This is a genomic window from Pseudomonas sp. O39, assembly GCF_045447295.1.
Lineage (GTDB): Bacteria > Pseudomonadota > Gammaproteobacteria > Pseudomonadales > Pseudomonadaceae > Aquipseudomonas > Aquipseudomonas antarctica_A.
Genome location: NZ_JBJGXV010000001.1, coordinates 273,626 through 289,284, shown reverse-complemented (window position 1 = coordinate 289,284; position 15,659 = coordinate 273,626). Strand labels below are relative to the sequence as shown.

18 protein-coding genes are annotated in these 15,659 nt (G+C 61.8%); 4 read left to right on the top strand and 14 right to left on the bottom strand.

The genetic code is table 11. The annotated features are described in order from the left end of the window. Positions 1-29: 29 nt before the first annotated feature. From ACI77D_RS01225 to ACI77D_RS01170, 12 genes are read right to left on the bottom strand one after another with little or no spacing between them, the layout of a single operon-like run. Positions 30-2,342 carry an MMPL family transporter gene (locus ACI77D_RS01225; RefSeq protein ID WP_407015909.1) on the bottom strand — a complete coding sequence of 771 codons (2,313 nt, stop codon included), beginning with the start codon at positions 2,340-2,342 and terminating at the stop codon, positions 30-32. Beyond that, positions 2,332-3,015, bottom strand: coding sequence for an outer membrane lipoprotein carrier protein LolA (locus ACI77D_RS01220; protein ID WP_407015908.1), 684 nt, complete (start codon positions 3,013-3,015; stop codon positions 2,332-2,334). The genes ACI77D_RS01225 and ACI77D_RS01220 overlap by 11 nt, the downstream gene beginning before the upstream one ends. Then, positions 3,012-3,437: a thioesterase family protein gene (locus tag ACI77D_RS01215; RefSeq protein WP_064450326.1), complete on the bottom strand. Its 426-nt coding sequence runs from the start codon at positions 3,435-3,437 to the stop codon at positions 3,012-3,014. The genes ACI77D_RS01220 and ACI77D_RS01215 overlap by 4 nt, the downstream gene beginning before the upstream one ends. After that, positions 3,430-4,971, bottom strand: a complete 1,542-nt coding sequence (hutH, locus tag ACI77D_RS01210; protein ID WP_064450327.1) for a histidine ammonia-lyase — start codon at positions 4,969-4,971, stop codon at positions 3,430-3,432. Before hutH ends, ACI77D_RS01215 begins: the two co-directional genes overlap by 8 nt. Then, positions 4,955-5,890, bottom strand: a complete 936-nt coding sequence (locus ACI77D_RS01205; protein WP_064450328.1) for a glycosyl transferase — start codon at positions 5,888-5,890, stop codon at positions 4,955-4,957. Before ACI77D_RS01205 ends, hutH begins: the two co-directional genes overlap by 17 nt. Continuing rightward, entirely contained in the window at positions 5,887-6,621 is a 735-nt protein-coding gene (locus ACI77D_RS01200; protein ID WP_064450329.1) for a glycosyltransferase family 2 protein, read from the bottom strand. The genes ACI77D_RS01205 and ACI77D_RS01200 overlap by 4 nt, the downstream gene beginning before the upstream one ends. Further along, positions 6,614-8,284, bottom strand: coding sequence for an acyl-CoA synthetase family protein (locus ACI77D_RS01195; RefSeq protein ID WP_064450330.1), 1,671 nt, complete (start codon positions 8,282-8,284; stop codon positions 6,614-6,616). Before ACI77D_RS01195 ends, ACI77D_RS01200 begins: the two co-directional genes overlap by 8 nt. After that, the gene (locus tag ACI77D_RS01190) at positions 8,281-8,826 is read right to left on the bottom strand and encodes a hypothetical protein (RefSeq protein WP_407015907.1); all 546 of its coding nucleotides are present in this window, start codon (positions 8,824-8,826) and stop codon (positions 8,281-8,283) included. The genes ACI77D_RS01195 and ACI77D_RS01190 overlap by 4 nt, the downstream gene beginning before the upstream one ends. Continuing rightward, a complete protein-coding gene (locus ACI77D_RS01185) occupies positions 8,823-9,077 on the bottom strand; it encodes an acyl carrier protein (protein ID WP_064450332.1) in 255 nt (84 codons plus the stop codon). The genes ACI77D_RS01190 and ACI77D_RS01185 overlap by 4 nt, the downstream gene beginning before the upstream one ends. Positions 9,078-9,086: 9 nt before the next feature. Further along, positions 9,087-9,356 carry a phosphopantetheine-binding protein gene (locus ACI77D_RS01180; RefSeq protein ID WP_064450333.1) on the bottom strand — a complete coding sequence of 90 codons (270 nt, stop codon included), beginning with the start codon at positions 9,354-9,356 and terminating at the stop codon, positions 9,087-9,089. Then, complete coding sequence (locus ACI77D_RS01175; protein WP_407015906.1) at positions 9,334-10,146, bottom strand: lysophospholipid acyltransferase family protein; 813 nt, start codon at positions 10,144-10,146, stop codon at positions 9,334-9,336. The genes ACI77D_RS01180 and ACI77D_RS01175 overlap by 23 nt, the downstream gene beginning before the upstream one ends. After that, positions 10,122-10,841 carry a beta-ketoacyl synthase chain length factor gene (locus ACI77D_RS01170; protein ID WP_064450335.1) on the bottom strand — a complete coding sequence of 240 codons (720 nt, stop codon included), beginning with the start codon at positions 10,839-10,841 and terminating at the stop codon, positions 10,122-10,124. Before ACI77D_RS01170 ends, ACI77D_RS01175 begins: the two co-directional genes overlap by 25 nt. A gap of 338 nt (positions 10,842-11,179) precedes the next feature. Between ACI77D_RS01170 and ACI77D_RS01165 the strand changes: the two genes are divergently transcribed. Further along, positions 11,180-11,950, top strand: coding sequence for a ParA family protein (locus ACI77D_RS01165; protein ID WP_012721840.1), 771 nt, complete (start codon positions 11,180-11,182; stop codon positions 11,948-11,950). Between the two features lie 477 nt (positions 11,951-12,427). Continuing rightward, positions 12,428-12,655, top strand: coding sequence for a DUF6124 family protein (locus ACI77D_RS01160; RefSeq protein ID WP_407015905.1), 228 nt, complete (start codon positions 12,428-12,430; stop codon positions 12,653-12,655). A gap of 131 nt (positions 12,656-12,786) precedes the next feature. On the opposite strand, the gene trxC is transcribed toward ACI77D_RS01160, so the two are convergent. Further along, positions 12,787-13,221 carry a thioredoxin TrxC gene (gene trxC / locus ACI77D_RS01155; RefSeq protein WP_221293748.1) on the bottom strand — a complete coding sequence of 145 codons (435 nt, stop codon included), beginning with the start codon at positions 13,219-13,221 and terminating at the stop codon, positions 12,787-12,789. Between the two features lie 235 nt (positions 13,222-13,456). Between trxC and ACI77D_RS01150 the strand changes: the two genes are divergently transcribed. Next, positions 13,457-13,753, top strand: coding sequence for a type II toxin-antitoxin system HigB family toxin (locus ACI77D_RS01150; protein ID WP_221293749.1), 297 nt, complete (start codon positions 13,457-13,459; stop codon positions 13,751-13,753). Next, positions 13,750-14,151: a type II toxin-antitoxin system HigA family antitoxin gene (locus tag ACI77D_RS01145; RefSeq protein WP_064450339.1), complete on the top strand. Its 402-nt coding sequence runs from the start codon at positions 13,750-13,752 to the stop codon at positions 14,149-14,151. Before ACI77D_RS01150 ends, ACI77D_RS01145 begins: the two co-directional genes overlap by 4 nt. 5 nt (positions 14,152-14,156) lie before the next feature. Here ACI77D_RS01145 and selO read toward each other — a convergent pair whose 3' ends face one another. Continuing rightward, the gene (selO, locus tag ACI77D_RS01140) at positions 14,157-15,620 is read right to left on the bottom strand and encodes a protein adenylyltransferase SelO (protein WP_407015904.1); all 1,464 of its coding nucleotides are present in this window, start codon (positions 15,618-15,620) and stop codon (positions 14,157-14,159) included. Positions 15,621-15,659 lie beyond the last annotated feature (39 nt).

Genomic DNA, 15,659 nt, shown 5'->3' with positions numbered 1-15,659 from the left:
GCTCCTTGCCACTTTGGCGATAATCACATTCATAAGGCGTGCTTCTGATGGCCGGCCCAAGGCGCCAGCATAAAGCTGAAAGCCAGGCCCAGGCTGACCGACAGGCCGAAATTACTCACGGCCGGTGTACTCGACACGGCCAACAGGCCAAACGACAACCAGGTCGTCAGCGCCGCCAGCAGCGTACCTAAAAGACTCACGGCGGCGCCGCCGATCTGCTCACGCATCAAGATCGCGTAGTCGACACTGATGGCGGTGACCAATAGCAGGCCGAACAGGCTGAACAGCGTCAACGGCTGGCCCAGCCAGCCCAGGCTCGCCAGGCTGCACAGCGCCGCGAGCAGTGGCAGGGCGACGATGCGCAAGGCACCACCAAAGCCGAACGGCAGGATCAGCAACACGACGATCAGCACGCATGACATCAATTTCAGTTCAGCCGCGCTGATCTGCGTGTCGGCGAACACCCGGTTCAAATCCCCCAGGCGATCCACCAGTTGCACGCCGGGCAAGTCCAGCGCCTGCACCCGCAGCAGCGCCGGGTTGTTCAAGCCTTGCAAGCTGACCATCGCGGCCACGCCGCCGTCTACCGGGCCGAGCCACAGCGTGCGCCACGGTTCTGCCAATGGCCCCACCAGCGCAGCGTCGATGTCTTCGGTGGGCAGTGCTTTCAGTTGCGCGACTTCAGCGTGCAGGGCGCTGGCGGGAACGCCGAGGTCCAGCAGCGGCTGCCAGTGTTGCGGGAGTTGGTCCAGCGCATCACGCAGTTGTTGCTGCTCGGCAGGCTGGCTGACCAGTTGGTTGAGCGCCAGGTAGCCTTGCAGCTTGTTCATGTTCACCAGTTGGTCCAGGCGTTTGCCCAAGCCGGCCTGGCGTTCCAGCAACTGTTGCTGGTTGTCTGCACGCACCAGGAAGAACTGGCTGGTGGGCTGGAAACCGGTGATGCGCGCCACGGCCTGGGCCTCTTGCAGCAGTTGTGGCGGGGCACCGATCCATTGGCGGATGTCGTTTTTGCTGTTCAGTTGCCACAGGCCACCGGCACAAAACACCAGCACCCACGCCAGCAAAAACGGGCTCGGTATGCGCTTGATCAAGGACGCACGCAACAGCCACAGGCATTCGGCAATGCGTAGCGGCCATTGCGCCGGGCGCAGTTCGAGGCCCTTGAGCAGCGCGGGCAACAGGCACACGGCCGAGAGGTAGGCACCGACTAAGCCGGCAGCCGAGAACACCGCGATTTGCGTCAGCGCCGGAAAGGGCGTCCAGGCCAGCGCCAGGTAGCCGATGCAACTGGTCGCCAGGCTCAGGCTTAGCCCCGGCAGGGTCAGGCGCAAGGCCGGCCAACTGCGCCACGGCTGCAGGCTCCAGCTTTTCGACAGGTAGTGCAGCGGGTAATCCACCGCCACGCCGATCAAGCTGGAGCCGAGTACCAGTGTCATCACATGCATATGGCCGAACAGCGCTACACAGGCCACCGCGCCAAACAGCATGCCGACCAGCACCGGCACAAAGGCCAGCAGCACGCGCCAGCGGCGGAACGCCAGGAGCAACAGCAGCAGAATGCCAAGGGTCGCGCCGCCGCCGACCCAGGTGATTTCCCGGGTGGCCTGCTGCTGCCCGTTGGCCGCATAGAGCAAGCCGCTGGCGGCGAGCAATTGCGCGCCTTGCTCGCTGGCCTGCGCGCGGCTGGCCTTGAGCAAATCCGCCACTTGCAGCGGCAGTTTCATATCAAAGGCATTGCCGGTGGTGCGTGCACGCAGCAGCACCCAGCTTTTGCCGTCGGCGTCGGCGATCAACGCGCCGCTGCCGATATCCAGTTGTACCGAGCCGTGTTGCGGCTGGCTGTTCTGGATGCGCCCGGTGAGGCCCAGCCAGTCGTCCTGGCTCGGCACCAGGCTGAACCCGGTGAAAGGGTCGAACAGCGCTTGCACGCGCTGCTGGATAAAGGCGTCGGGGTGCTCGATCAGTTGTTCGCGGTCTTTGGCCGAGAGCATCGCCAGTCGCCCGCGCAGCAATTGCTCACGCAGCGCCGGCAAGTCGGCTTGCAGGTTCCACTGCACCTTTTCAAACAGGCCGCTGGCTTGCCAACGCTCGCCCAGTTGTTGTGCCACGGCCACCGCTTGCTGGCGGTCGGTATGCCCCACCAGCACCAGCATTTCGCGGTTCAAGGGCTCTTGCATGCGCTGCTCGGCTTTCAGCTCGAGGGCATCCGGCGTGTTGCCGGGCACCAGCTCCATCAAGTTGGCCGACAGCGGCGCGCCATGCCGCCATTGCCAGCCGGCCAGGGCCAGCACGGCCACCAGCAGGATCAGGAACAGGCGCGGCAGCAGGCGCTCACTGGGCAAAGTCGTGTTGCTCCGATTCGCTCAACGGCTGGCTGGCTGAGCTGTCCTGCATGCGCAGCACGGTGCTGTCGCCTTGGGTTTCCAGCAATTCGATGGTGTTAACCAGCTCGCCACCGTCGATATTGATCTGGGTGAAGACCTGCTTGAGCAGCAGTGAACGTGGGGTCAGCGTCAGCTTCCACTGGTTGGCTGCGCCTTGCAGTTGCAGTTCGAAGTCGCGCTGCAAGCCGCTGCTGTCGCCCTGGAGCACGGCGAGGAACAGGCGATTCTGCTCGGCGCCGGCGCTCTTGTTCGGCAGCAGTTGCCAGCCGTTGGCGTCACGTCGGGCAATGCCCTGGGCGCTGATGCGGTAATCCTGTTGCAGCGGGGCCTTCAGCAGCCACAACAGGCCGTGGTCTTTGGCGAGCACGAAGGAGCCCTTGCTGACCAGTGGCTGGGGCAGGGCGCGCAGGTGTTTTTCCTGGATGAAGCTGCCGTGGATCACGGACGGTTTTGCCAACTGATCGCTTAGCTGCTGCAGGTCGAAGGCGTGGGCGCTGAGACTGAGCAACAATCCGGCCCCTGTGGGAGCGAGCTTGCTCGCGAAGAACCTGAGGGCGCTGCGCAGTGTCAGGCGCCCGGCGTTATCGTTAACGTCCATCGCGGGCAAGCCCGCTCCCACAGGAGGTCTCATTTCAGGGCCCTTTCGACGGCGTCGGTGAATGGTTTGGGCGAGGCCAATTGCATCTCGCGGCTGGCAATTTCCACCGCGACTTGCACGGTGCTTGCACGGGTCAGGCGTTCGCCGCTGGCGAGGTCGGTGATCAGGTAGTTGACCTTCAAACGGTTCTCCCATTCCACCAGGCTGGCGCGCACATTGATCGTCTGGCCAAAGGTGGCGCCGCGCACGTAGCGCAGCTGCATGTCGATCACCGGCCAGGCGTAACCCGACTCGAGCATCGCCGTGTAGTTGTGGCCGATCATGTCCAGCAGCGCGCAGCGCGCCACTTCCAGGTACTTCACGTAATGTCCGTGCCACACCACATTCATGGTGTCGATATCGAAAAACGGCACGAGGATCTCGGTGTCGCAATGCAACACGCCCTGGCTACGCATGCAGCCTCCAGTGTTGCTCGGCAATACGTTTGAGGCACAGGCGCAGTTCGCCTTCCAGTGCGCGGTCTTCGATGACCGGCGGGAAGTCCTTGGCCAGTTCTTCATGCATGGCGGCCAAGGCAGGCGGCAGCGCGCGTGCATCGTCAGCCTGGGCGCGCAGCCACACGCCCTGGTTGGCGGCAAGCAGCGTCGCGGCGGCGACCTGCTCGGTCAGCTCCAGCACGCGGATTGCATCGCGGGCGGCGATGGTGCCCATGCTTACTTTGTCCTGGTTATGGCACTCGGTAGAGCGCGAGAACACGCTGGCCGGCATGGTGTTTTTCAGCGCTTCGGCGGTCCACGCGCTGGTGCCGATCTGCACAGCCTTGAAACCGTGATTGATCATCGCGCGGTCGGCCGGGGCGCCCGACAGGTTGCTCGGCAGGCCGTGGTTGTAACGCACGTCCACCAGCAGTGCGAGCTGGCGGTCGAGCAGGTCGGCAACGTTGGCCACCAGGGTCTTGAGGCTGTCCATGGCGAAGGCGATATGCCCGCCGTAGAAGTGCCCGCCGTGCAGCACGCGTTCTTCTTCGGCGTCGATGATCGGGTTGTCGTTGGCGCTGTTCAGTTCGATTTCGATAAACGAGCGCAGCCAGTTCAGGCTGTCGGCCAACACGCCAAGCACGTGGGGCGCGCAGCGCAACGAATAGCGATCCTGCAGGCGGTGCAGCGGCGCGGTCGGCGCATCAATCGCCAGATCCTTGCGCAACCAGGCGGCGACTTGCATCTGCCCCGGGTGCGGCTTGGCGGCGAACAGGCGCTCGTCGAAGTGTTCCGGGTTGCCTTGCAACGCCACCACGTTCAACGCGGTGATGCGTGTGGCCAGTTGCAGCAGGTAGTCGGCACGGGCGAAGGCCAGGCAGGCGAGGCCGGTCATCACGGCGGTGCCGTTCATCAATGCCAGGGCTTCCTTGGGGCGCAATACCAGCGGCTCCCAGCCCAATTCGCGGTGCACGTCAGCGGCCTGGCGACGTTCACCTCGGAACATCACTTCGCGCTCGCCGGACAGGGTCGCGGCGACGTAGGACAACGGGGTCAGATCACCGCTGGCGCCCACCGAGCCTTCTTCCGGGATCAGCGGCAGTACGTCGTGTTCAAGGAACGCGTGCAGACGCTCCAGCAACTCCACACGCACACCGGAAACACCGTGGCACAACGACTGTAAACGTGCCGCCAGTACGGCCCGCGTGGCTTGGGCGTCCAGTAACTTGCCCAGCCCGCAACCGTGGAATGTGTAGAGGTGACGCGGCAAAGCCTCGACATGCTGCAACGGCACCGCCACCACGCAGGAGTCGCCGTAGCCGGTGGTCACGCCGTAGATCACGCCTTCCTTGTCCAGCAACGAGTCGAGAAACTGCGCGCCCTTGGCAATGCGCTGGCGATAGGCGGCATCATCCTGCAATTGCGTGGGCACCTGACGGTTGGCCAGGGCCAATACGTCTTCAATGCGCAAAGCGTGTTCGCCAAAGGTTACCGGCTCAAGATGCGTCGTCATCGGTCTTCCAGAAAGGGTAAAAGTTGAACCACTGTTGGGGCGCTTCCAGGCAGAACTGGCCCAGGCGCGCGGCGTAGCGCGCGGTCCACAGGGCAATCACCTGCTCGCGGGTGCTGCGCTTCCATTCGATCAATGGGGTGAACGGCTCGATGGTCAGGCGATAGCGGCCGTTGTGTTTCAGGCACATCAGCAGGTTGACCGGGCATTTCAACAGGCCGGCCAGCAGCCACGGGCCTTGGGGGAACGCGGCGTGATGGCCGAGGAAATCCACGCGGACCTTGCGCCCACCGTGCAGCGGCACGCGGTCGCCGGCAATCGCCAGCCACTCGCCGTCGTCCAGGCGCTGGCTGAGCAGCAGCATGGTCGCGGGGTCCAGCTCGCTGACCTGGATCAGGCGCAAATGGGTTGCCCCGGCTTCGCCCAGCAGACGGTTGAAGCGTTCTGCGTGCTTGGTGTGCACCAGCACGTTCATGGTGACTTGTTCACCGATCTCGGCCAGCGCACGGCACACTTCGAGGTTGCCCAGGTGCGCGCCCACCAGCATCTGCCCGCGCTCGCCGCGCAGTTGCCCACGCAATTGCGCGGGGTCGTTGATTTCAATCTGTTCGATGCGCAGCTTGCCATTCCACACGTCGAGCTTGTCGAGCAAGGAGTCGGCGAAGGCCATGAACTGCCCGAATACACGTTTGTGGGTGGGCCGCAACGCATCGCGCCCGCTCCAGTCGGCCAGGCGCTGCTGGTATTCCCAGGCACTCTGGCGTGCCGTGCGGCCGAACAGGAAGAAGTACAGCACGATGCCGTACAGCACCGGGCTTAACAGGCGGCGGCCGAGCACCTTGGCGGCGACGGCGGTGAGTTTCATCAGCCAGAAGCTGCCACGCTCCTCACGGTCGGCCCAGTGTTTGCTGCTGTCGCTCATGCCTGCCACCGTCGCCACAGGATCATTGGCGCGCGCACCAGCATGCCGAAGAACAGCCGCGTGTGCATGGCTGAGATACGCACGTTGTCGCGGAACAAACGGAAGTGCGACAAGCCGTCGGCGGGGTAATGCACTTTGGTCGGCAGCCAGCGCATCGGCTGGTTGCGCCAGGCCAGGCGCACCAGGATGTCCGAGTCGAAATCCATGCGCGTGCCGATGTAGGCCGAGTCCATCAACGCCAGGGTGGGCGCCAGCGGGTACACGCGAAAGCCGCACATCGAGTCGCGAATCTGCAGCGACAAGGTATTGATCCACACCCATACGTGGGTCAGGTAACGTGCGTACAGGCGGCCCTTGGGCACGCTCTCGTCGTATTCCGGGTAGCCGCAGATCACGGCGTCCGGTTGCATGCGGGAGGTGTCGAGGAAGCACTCGACTTCACGCAGGTCGTGCTGGCCGTCGGCATCCACTTGCAGGGCGTGCGTGAAGCCCAGGCGCGCAGCTTCGCGGAAACCGGCCATGACCGCGCCGCCCTTGCCTTGATTGTTCGGCAGGGTCAGCAAGGTGACGTTTTCAAGCGTCGCCAATTGCGCCAATACCGCTGCGCAGGCCGGGCTACTGCCGTCGTCGATCAGCAGGCACGGCAGGCCGCTGTTCAACAGGCTGTGAACCACGGCGGGTACGGCGGCTTCGTGGTTGTAGACCGGGATCAGGGCGCAGGGGTTATGCATGCGCGGTCACCAGTTGGATTCGGCCGCTGGAGCAGGCTGCGACGCCGTTGCGGTAGGCGAAGTACAGCTTGCCGCGTTCCGGGTCGAAGCGCAGGTGTAACTCAACTTGATCGCCGGGGCGCACCAGTTGCTGGAACTTGAGCACTTCCATGCCGGCAAAGGTGGCGGGCAGGTCGAGAAGTTGCTGGCCGAGGTTGAACGCCCACTCCACTTGCACCACGCCTGGCAGCACCGGTGTGACGGGGAAGTGGCCGCTGAAGTAGGCCAGGTCCGGCGGAATGTTCAGCTGCACGGTCCATTCGCCATTGGCTTGGACTTGCTCCAGCACTTCCGGCGCTTTTGGCCGTGGCGCCAGCAGCAGCGCGGCGACGTCGGCCTGGGGCAGTTTGCCTTGGGCATTGAGGGGTAACTGGCGCAGCAAACGCCAGCGGCGGGGCAGGGCCAGCGCTTCGCAATGTTGGCTCAGGTGCTGGCGCAAGGTTTGAGTGACGGTGCGGCGGCCCTGGTTGCGCAGGGCATGCAAGCCTTCGGCACTGAGCACCACCAGCGCGCCGAGTGATGCGCGGTTTTCCTGCACCACGCCCAGCCGGGTGTCGGCGACCCAGTCATGGGCCATCAGCGCCTGTTCCAGCATGGGCAGCGAGATGCGTTTTTCTTCCAGTTTGACGATACGGTCCAGACGCCCCAGCAGCTCGAAACGGCCATCGGAATGGATGCGCGCAGCGTCGGCAGTTTGTTCGATATGCCCGGCGGGCAGGTACGGTGAGGCGATGCGCAGGGCGCCGTCGGCGTCCTGGCTCAGTTGCACGTCGGCAAACGGCTGCCAGGGTTGTGCACCCTGGCGCCAGGCGATGCCGCCGGTTTCGGAGCTGCCGAGGATTTCCGTCGGCCATTGCTGCAAACGGTCGTACAGACTGCCGGCAGCCTCCACGGGCAACGCGCCGCCAGAAGAGAAGACACGCGACACCTGGCTCAGCGCGGGCCAGTCGAGGTTATCGCCCATGCGCTTGAGCAATGCCGGGCTGGCGACCCAGGCGAACTGCGGGTGCTCACGGCTGGCGCGCTGCATGTCTTCGGGGAAGGCCAGTTGTTTGCGCACAAAGGTGCGACCGGCGCACAGCGGCCACAGCACGCGGAACAGCAAGCCGTAGATGTGCTGGGTGGCGACGCTGCCGATGATGCAGGCGTCTTTGAGGTCCGCGCCCCACAGGTCTTCCAGGGCCTCGACTTCATTGGCCAGCTGGCGCAGGGTCTTGTCGATACGCTTGGGCTCGCCGCTTGAGCCAGAGGTGCACAGGCTGAGTTGGCAAGTATCCAGGTCGAGCGCGGCAGGGCTCAATGGCACTTGATACAACGCATCGAGATCGGCGGTGTCAACCAGCCAGGCGTCTACGGCAGCGTCCCAGCGTTGGCGGGTCTGGGGTTGCAGGTCGGCGGGCAGCAGCACGCTGACCCCGGCTCGCCAGGCGCCCAGCAGGGCAATCGCCAGCTGGCCGGCATCTTCAAGGTGCACCGCCAAACGCTGGATACCCTGCGCTTGCAGGCCCGCCGCCAGGCTCAGGGATTGGGCCCACAGTTGGGCGTGATTCATCGCAGGTTCGGTGGTGACCGACCGTTGTTCCAGCGGCTCAAGCAGCAAGTGCTCAAGTTTCAACCCATTCATACGCGGCCTCGAACCCTTTGTCGTACCAGCCATTCCACGGCAAACAACAGCCCCATCAGCCCGTAGGCGATCAGCCCGTTGTACAACGTCCACCAGCTCAGCGGCGCCCACAGGGTGAGGGCGGCGGCGAGCAGGCCATTACACAGAAAAAACACACTCCATACCACGGTGACCCGGCGGGTATACACAACCGCTTCGGGCGGCAGCTGCGGCTCGGTCATGCGCGCCAGGCGTTCGACCATCGGCGGGCCATATTTCAGGCTCAGGCCAAACAGCGCCAGCATGAACGCGCTGACCAGGCTCGGGTACCAGCGCAGCAGACGCGGGTTGTCGAACCAGGCCAGCAGCAGGCAGAACAGGATCACCGCCACGGCCATCCAGCGGCTGCCGGGGCGGCGCGCTCCGGTCAGCGCACGCAACAGCCACAGGCTGCCCAGCAGCAAGCCGAATTGCCATGGCGCAAAGTGTTCGGTGCCGTAATACACCGCAAAGGGGTACAGCAGCCCCGCCAGCAACAGGCCAAGGCCGATCAAGCGTCTCATGCGGCTGGACTGACCAGACGGTATACCGCCTCAACCACGTCATCGACGGTGCGCACCGCCTTGAACTCTTCGGCGGCGATCTTCTTGCCGGTCTGGCGCTTGATATGGTCGATCAGGTCCACGGCATCGATGCTGTCGATTTCCAGGTCCTGGTAGAGGTTCGCGTCGAGGGTGACGCGTTCCGGCGGCAATTCAAACAGTTCCACCATGGCGTTGCGCAGGGTGTTGAAAATATCGTCACGAGTTTGCATGGTCCGGTCTCAAGCTGCCTGTCTGGCCGTGACGAACGCCGCAAGGCTGGCCACGTTGGTGAAGTGATTGCGGGTGTCCTTGGCGTCGGCATCGATCTTGATGCCGTACTTTTTCTGAATCGCCAGGCCCAATTCCAGGGCGTCGACTGAATCCAGGCCCAGGCCTTCGCCGAACAGGGTTTGTTCGCTGCCGATGTCGTCGACGCTGATGTCTTCCAGGCCCAAGGCCTCGATGATCAGTGTCTTTATGTCGTGCTCAAGGCTGTGTTGGTCGCTCATCTTCGGCGAGCTCCTTAATAAAATAGTCGTGCAGGGAATCGTTGAGCTTGCGTGAAGCCTGGGGCGCGGGCCCGAGTGCGGCAAACGCTTGTGGTTGTATATCGGCCCCTACCCGCAAACTGAAGTGCACGCGGCATTTAGGGATGCGATACCAGGGTTCGGCCTTGGTCAGGGTGCTGGGGCTGACCTTGATCACCACGGGGGTGATGATTGTCGCACCGCGCAGCGCAATGGCGGCGCCCCCGCGATGAAAGGCGGGCACCGCGCCGGGTGAAGTGCGGGTGCCTTCGGGAAAGATGATCAGTGTCTGGCCTTCGCGCAGGGCATCGGCGGCGGCATCAAGCATTTCGGCGCTGCCGTCGTTGCTGATATAGCTGGCATCACGCACCGGCCCACGGGTAAAGGGGTTTTGCCACAGGCTCTGCTTGACCACGCAGTTGGCCTGGCGCACCAGGCCGATCAAAAACACCACGTCGATCAGCGACGGGTGGTTGGCAATGATCATCTGGCCGGGGCGCCCGAGTTTTTCCGCGCCTTCGACGCTGTACGTCAGCACGCCGGCGCGTTGCATCAGGCGAATAAAGAACCAGAACAGCTTGCTGATGGTGTGACGGGCACGGCGCTGGTGTTTTTCAGCGCTGCCCGGCAGGCAGGCGAGCAAGGGAAAAACCAGCAGACGCAGGCACAGCCCGCCGACGCCGAACAGGAAGAAGCTGGCGGCGGTGGCAAACAGGCGCCAGTAATAGGCGTCCCGTGGCTTGTCGGTCATGGCTGGCGTTGCCAGTTCCATACGCGGTTCTTCCAGGCATGTTGGCAGGCGGCCTGTTCAGTGAGCAGGGTGCGCAGCAGGTTCAGGGCATGAGGCCACTGGTTTTGAGTGAGTTGGACAGCGCCGCTGTTTAGTTCCAATCGCCACTCGTCGCCCGGTGTCAACAGCAGGCCGAGTGCATAGGGAAAGGGCACGTCAACGATCCAGCTGGCGTAGGCCTCGGGCGGTTGTTCTTCGGTAATCACCAGCAATACTGCGGGGGCGCCTTCGTTGAGCAGCGCGGCCGCTTCGAGCATGCCGTGTTCCAGGCCATCGCCGGCAGCGGCGAGGGCGGTCATTTCGCTGGTTTCATTGCGCAGGATCGACCACAGGCCAATCACCGCGTTATGCACCGACAAGCTGAACTGTGTGGGCGACAGCGGCTGCTCGTTGGCCAGGTCGCTGAGGATGTCGAGGGTGCGCGGGGTTTCGCCGTGCCGGGAGATAAACACCAGCGGCAGGTCTTGCAGGCCCTCGGCCAGCGGCCAGCCCACGCTGAACGCCATGCGCGCCAGTCGGCTCAGGCGGCGGCGCTGCATGGCGGGCAGGAATGACACATCGGGGGACGCATCGCTTGCGGGCAGCATCACGGGCGCCTGGCACCAGGCGTGCCAGTCGTGCGCAGTCTCCAGGCCAGGAGCCCAGGCGCGCCATTGGGCGATATTGAAAGTGATCACTGAGAAGTTATCCCGCCCCTGCGGGCTTCCATGTGCGGCCGTTGGCCCCGAATACCGGGACAGGGAACAATGACCGAATGGCGCGCATTATCCCGGTGCTGCGGGGTTCTAGCAAACATTGGTAAATAATTGTTCACTGCTTATTACAATTTTCTGGAAAGGATTTACACATTGTCCTTTACCTCAGGCCAAGAGGATTGTCGGACTATTCCTTTTAATGTGTCGGGGGGCGGGAGAATCTGACCGCCGTGATGCGGCAGTGCATGGATGAACGAGGTAGCTAACAGGCGCTTTTGCCCTCTACACTCGGACATTCATTGATACACGGAGGTTTTTCCATGCGGCGTGTGGTGTTCAATCAGAAAGGTGGCGTTGGCAAGTCCAGCATCGCCTGCAACCTGGCGGCGGTGAGCGCCAGTGAAGGCTATCGAACCCTGTTGGTGGACCTCGATGCACAGGCCAACTCAACCCAGTACCTCACTGGGCTGACCGGCGACGATATCCCGATGGGCATTGCCGAATTCTTCAAGCAAACCCTGTCTTCCGGGCCGTTTTCGAAGAAAAATCGGGTGGATATCTACGAAACGCCGTTCGATAACCTGCATGTCATCACCGCGACCGCCGAGCTGGCGGACCTGCAGCCCAAGCTTGAGGCCAAGCACAAGATCAATAAGTTGCGAAAGCTGCTGGATGAGCTGAGCGAGGATTACGACCGGATTTACCTGGATACCCCGCCGGCCCTGAATTTCTACGCGGTTTCGGCGCTGATTGCCGCTGATCGAGTGCTAATTCCCTTCGATTGCGACAGTTTTTCGCGCCAGGCGCTGTACGGCTTGCTGGCGGAAATCGAAGAATTGAAGGAAGACCACAATGAAGGCCTGGAAGTGGAAGGCATCGTGGTCAACCAGTTCCAGGCCCGTGCGAGCCTGCCGCAGCAGATGCTTGATGAGCTGATTGCCGAAGGCCTGCCGGTGCTGCCGGTGTACCTGGCCAGCTCCGTACGCATGCGCGAGTCGCACCAGGAGAACAAGCCGCTGATCCACCTCGACCCACGGCATAAGCTGACGCAACAGTTTGTGGAGTTGCATAACTTGCTGGAAAACGCCTGATCCTTGCCGTCACCGCATAACCTGTGGGAGCTGGCTTGCCTGCGATACAGGCGACCCGGTCTGTCAGGCACACTGAGGCGATGCCATCGCAGGCAAGCCAGCTCCCACATTTGTTTTTGCATTCCTGTAGGGGGATTTGGATGGGGCCCACAGAGGCTGTAGGAAGGGTCTGGCAAGCGGGGTTGTGCCTTGTATCGTTGCCTACAGGTAAGCCAGAATCCGCCGGCTTGTGCGTCTGGATGGGCGTCTCTAAGGTTCTCGGACCGCTGAATGTTCAGTGGTCGGGTTTAGTAGCCCGAAGAACGGCGTAAAGTGCACGAGCTTCATCTAGCAGACTTTTGTCTGTGTTTGATGGTGGCTGTGCGTAGGGCATCTTCGGGTGCGCCGGCTTTGCGTTGTTCCCCGGTCTACTAACCTGCGCACAGCTGCCACCCTCGTTTAGTAGCGAGGTAAGGGCGGCCAACTCCGGGAATAACGATGAAAACCAGTAATCTTTACAGCATTACCCCCAACCTCTCCACAGAAGCCCTCGTGCTCAACAGCTACGAGACCTTCTCTTCCGTTCGAACCCTATTGCTCAACCTGCCCAACGATCTCACCGGCGAACACCGCGACGTCGCCCTGGCTATCCATCAATTAAGCGAACTCGGCGTACAACTCGTAGGCCAGATGATGGACCGCGAATCCCCCGTAGCCTCAAGGTAAAACGCTGACAAAAATGTGGGAGGGGGCTTGCTCCCGATAGCGGTGTGCCAGTCACTGCATACATTGACTGACCCACTGCCATCGGGAGCAAGCCCCCTCCCACATTGGTCGCGGTGCTCGCAAAATCCGAATTACACGCCCTGGCTACGCAACCAGCTCATCAACTGCGGCAACGGAAAAGCCCCACTCTGGCGCGCCACTTCGCGGCCGTTCTTGAACAGAATCAAACTGGGGATCGAACGAATCCCCAACTGCGCCGAGAGCTGCTGATTAGCCTCGCTGTCCAGCTTGGCCAAGCGACATTTGCCTTCCAACTGAGCGGCTGCCTGCTCAAACACCGGCGCAAAAGACTTACACGGCCCACACCACTCGGCCCACACGTCCACCAGCAGCGGCAAGTCGCCCTTGATCTGGCTGGCGTAGTCACCTTGTTTCAGCTCAAAAGGCTTGTTCAGCAAAACGGGTTGCTTGCAGCGCCCGCACTTCGGCGCATCAGCCAGGCGTTCGCCGGGGATACGGTTGAGGCCGTTGCAATGCGGGCAGGGGATGACAAGAGGTTCGGACATGGTGGGCTCCTTGGGTATGGCCAATGGAGTGAATTTGGAGTCAGCGCCCGGGTTTATCAAGGCGTGGAGCAAATGACTTATCCCCTCACAGTTTGCCGATGCTGATGTGAGGCCGCCTGTCTACGCTGTCGGAGCTTGTTCTGTTTTGCGCCATCTGTCTGTTTGCGGATATAGCAAATTGCGATAGTTCGGATTCGGGTTTAACCTTCATGGCACGATGCGATAAGGATGTTGCATGCGAGTGATCAGCGAGAAAAGGATTTGGGAGGCAAAGGAAAAATGGCCGCGTTCAGCAAGTGCTTTAGATGAGTGGTACCGCCGGATTAAGCGCAACAGCCCGGCTGACTTCGCTTCTATGAAAGGCATTTTTCCCGCAACAGATAAAGTTGGGCAGCTCCATGTGTTCGACATTGGGGGAAACAAGCTGAGGCTAATCGCTTTCGTGCGGTACCAAAAGCAACGAATTTACATCAAGTATCTGCTAGATCACCGCGCCTATGAACAGGACAACTGGAAGGAGAAAATCAGATGAGCGCACTCATTCGGCTCGCTGCTGAACATTGGCAATTTGTTTCACCCTTGCTGCGCAAGCCTAAAAATGAGGCGGATTACGACGTACTGGTGACTGCTCTCGACGAACTGCTGGACCTGATCGGTGAGGATGAATCAAATCCTCTGATGAGCTTGGTGGATATTCTCAGTGATTGGATTGAAGCCTACGACCTTGAGCATCGCCCGATGCCCGTCGCCAGTGGTGTGGACGTGCTGCGCGCAATGATGCGCGAGCACGGTTTGAACCAGAGTGATTTGCCAGGTGTAGGCACGCAGTCAGTTGTTTCTGAAATTCTGAGCGGTAAGCGTAAGCTCAACCTGCGGCAAATTCGTTGGTTGGCCGACCGATTTGGGGTGTCAGTGGAAACCTTTATCTAGGGGGTTTATGAAGAACAACTAATCTCCAAATGCTTGCCCCAATCCGGCGGCCGCTGGGCGTATTGCTCCATCCCCGGCTGTTCTTCGAACGGTTTGCTCAGCACTTCATGCAGCCGCCTTACTTCGCTGTAATCGCCTGACTCGGCGGCGGCGATGGCGTTCTGCGCCAGATAGTTGCGCAGGATGTACAGCGGGTTGACCGCATGCATCCGCTCACGGCGCTGCACTTCGCTGTAATCCCCATCCCGGGCAACCCGGGCTTTGTACAGCTCAGCCCAAGCATCAAACCCGGCCAAATCGACAAAGTCATCACGCAACCGCGCCACGGCCAACGCCGCCGGCTCATCGCCCAGGCGCCGGAAGAACAGCGTGTAGTCCACGCCGCTGTTCTGCATCAGTTTCAGCAAGCGCTCCACCAGCTTCTGGTCATCCTCTTCGGCGGTGGTGAGCCCCAACCGGCGGCGCATCAAGTCCAGGTAGTGCGCCTGATACAGCGGCAGGTACAGACCGAGCGCTTCTTTCAAGGCGTCGACGCTGATAAACGGCGTGAGTGCCTGGGCCAGCGCACTCAGGTTCCACTGCCCGATCGGCACCTGGTTGCTGAAGGAGTAACGCCCTTCATGATCGGAATGGTTGCAGATGAAGTGAGCATCAAAGTCGTCGAGAAACGCAAACGGCCCGAAGTCGAAGGTGATGCCCAGGATCGACATGTTGTCGGTGTTCATCACTCCGTGGCAGAAGCCATAGGCTTGCCATTTGGCGATCATCTCTGCATTGCGTTCGACGATTTCGCGGAACATTGCCAGGTAGGGCTCGGGCTGTTCGCGGCACTCGGGGTAGTGCAGGTTCAACACGTGTTCGGCCAGTTCTGCCTGCTGCTCAGGCTTTTTGGTGTAGTAGAAATATTCGAAATGCCCGAAGCGAATATGGCTGTGAGCCAGGCGCAACACCATGGCGCCACGTTCCTGTTTCTCGCGCCATACCGGGGTGCTGGAGCCGACCACGCACAACGCGCGGCTGCTGGGAATGCCCAGTGCGTGCAGGGCTTCGGAAGCGAGAAATTCACGAATCGAAGAACGCAGCACCGCGCGACCATCGCCCATGCGCGAGTAAGGCGTCATCCCGGCGCCTTTGAGGTGCAAGTCCCAATGCTCGCCAGCCGCGTTGTACACCTCACCCAGCAACAACCCACGGCCATCACCCAGTTGCGGTGTGTAGCCGCCGAACTGATGCCCGGAATAGACCATCGCCCGTGGTTCCGCTTCGGCCCACAGCTTGTGCCCGCTGAAAAGCTCGGCGAACACCGGCGTTTCGGCCACCGCCGGGTCGAGGTCAAGCAGTGCCATGGCGGCACTGCTCGCCACGACAAGGCGCGGCTCGTCGAGGGGTTCGGGCAGTACGTGGGTTGAGAACGCGTCGCCCAGGCGTGCGAAGCGGTTGTCGAAGGTCAGTTCGTCGAGGGCTTTCACCGGCCATCTCCAGCAGAATGTCCGAGCATTCTGCTGGGG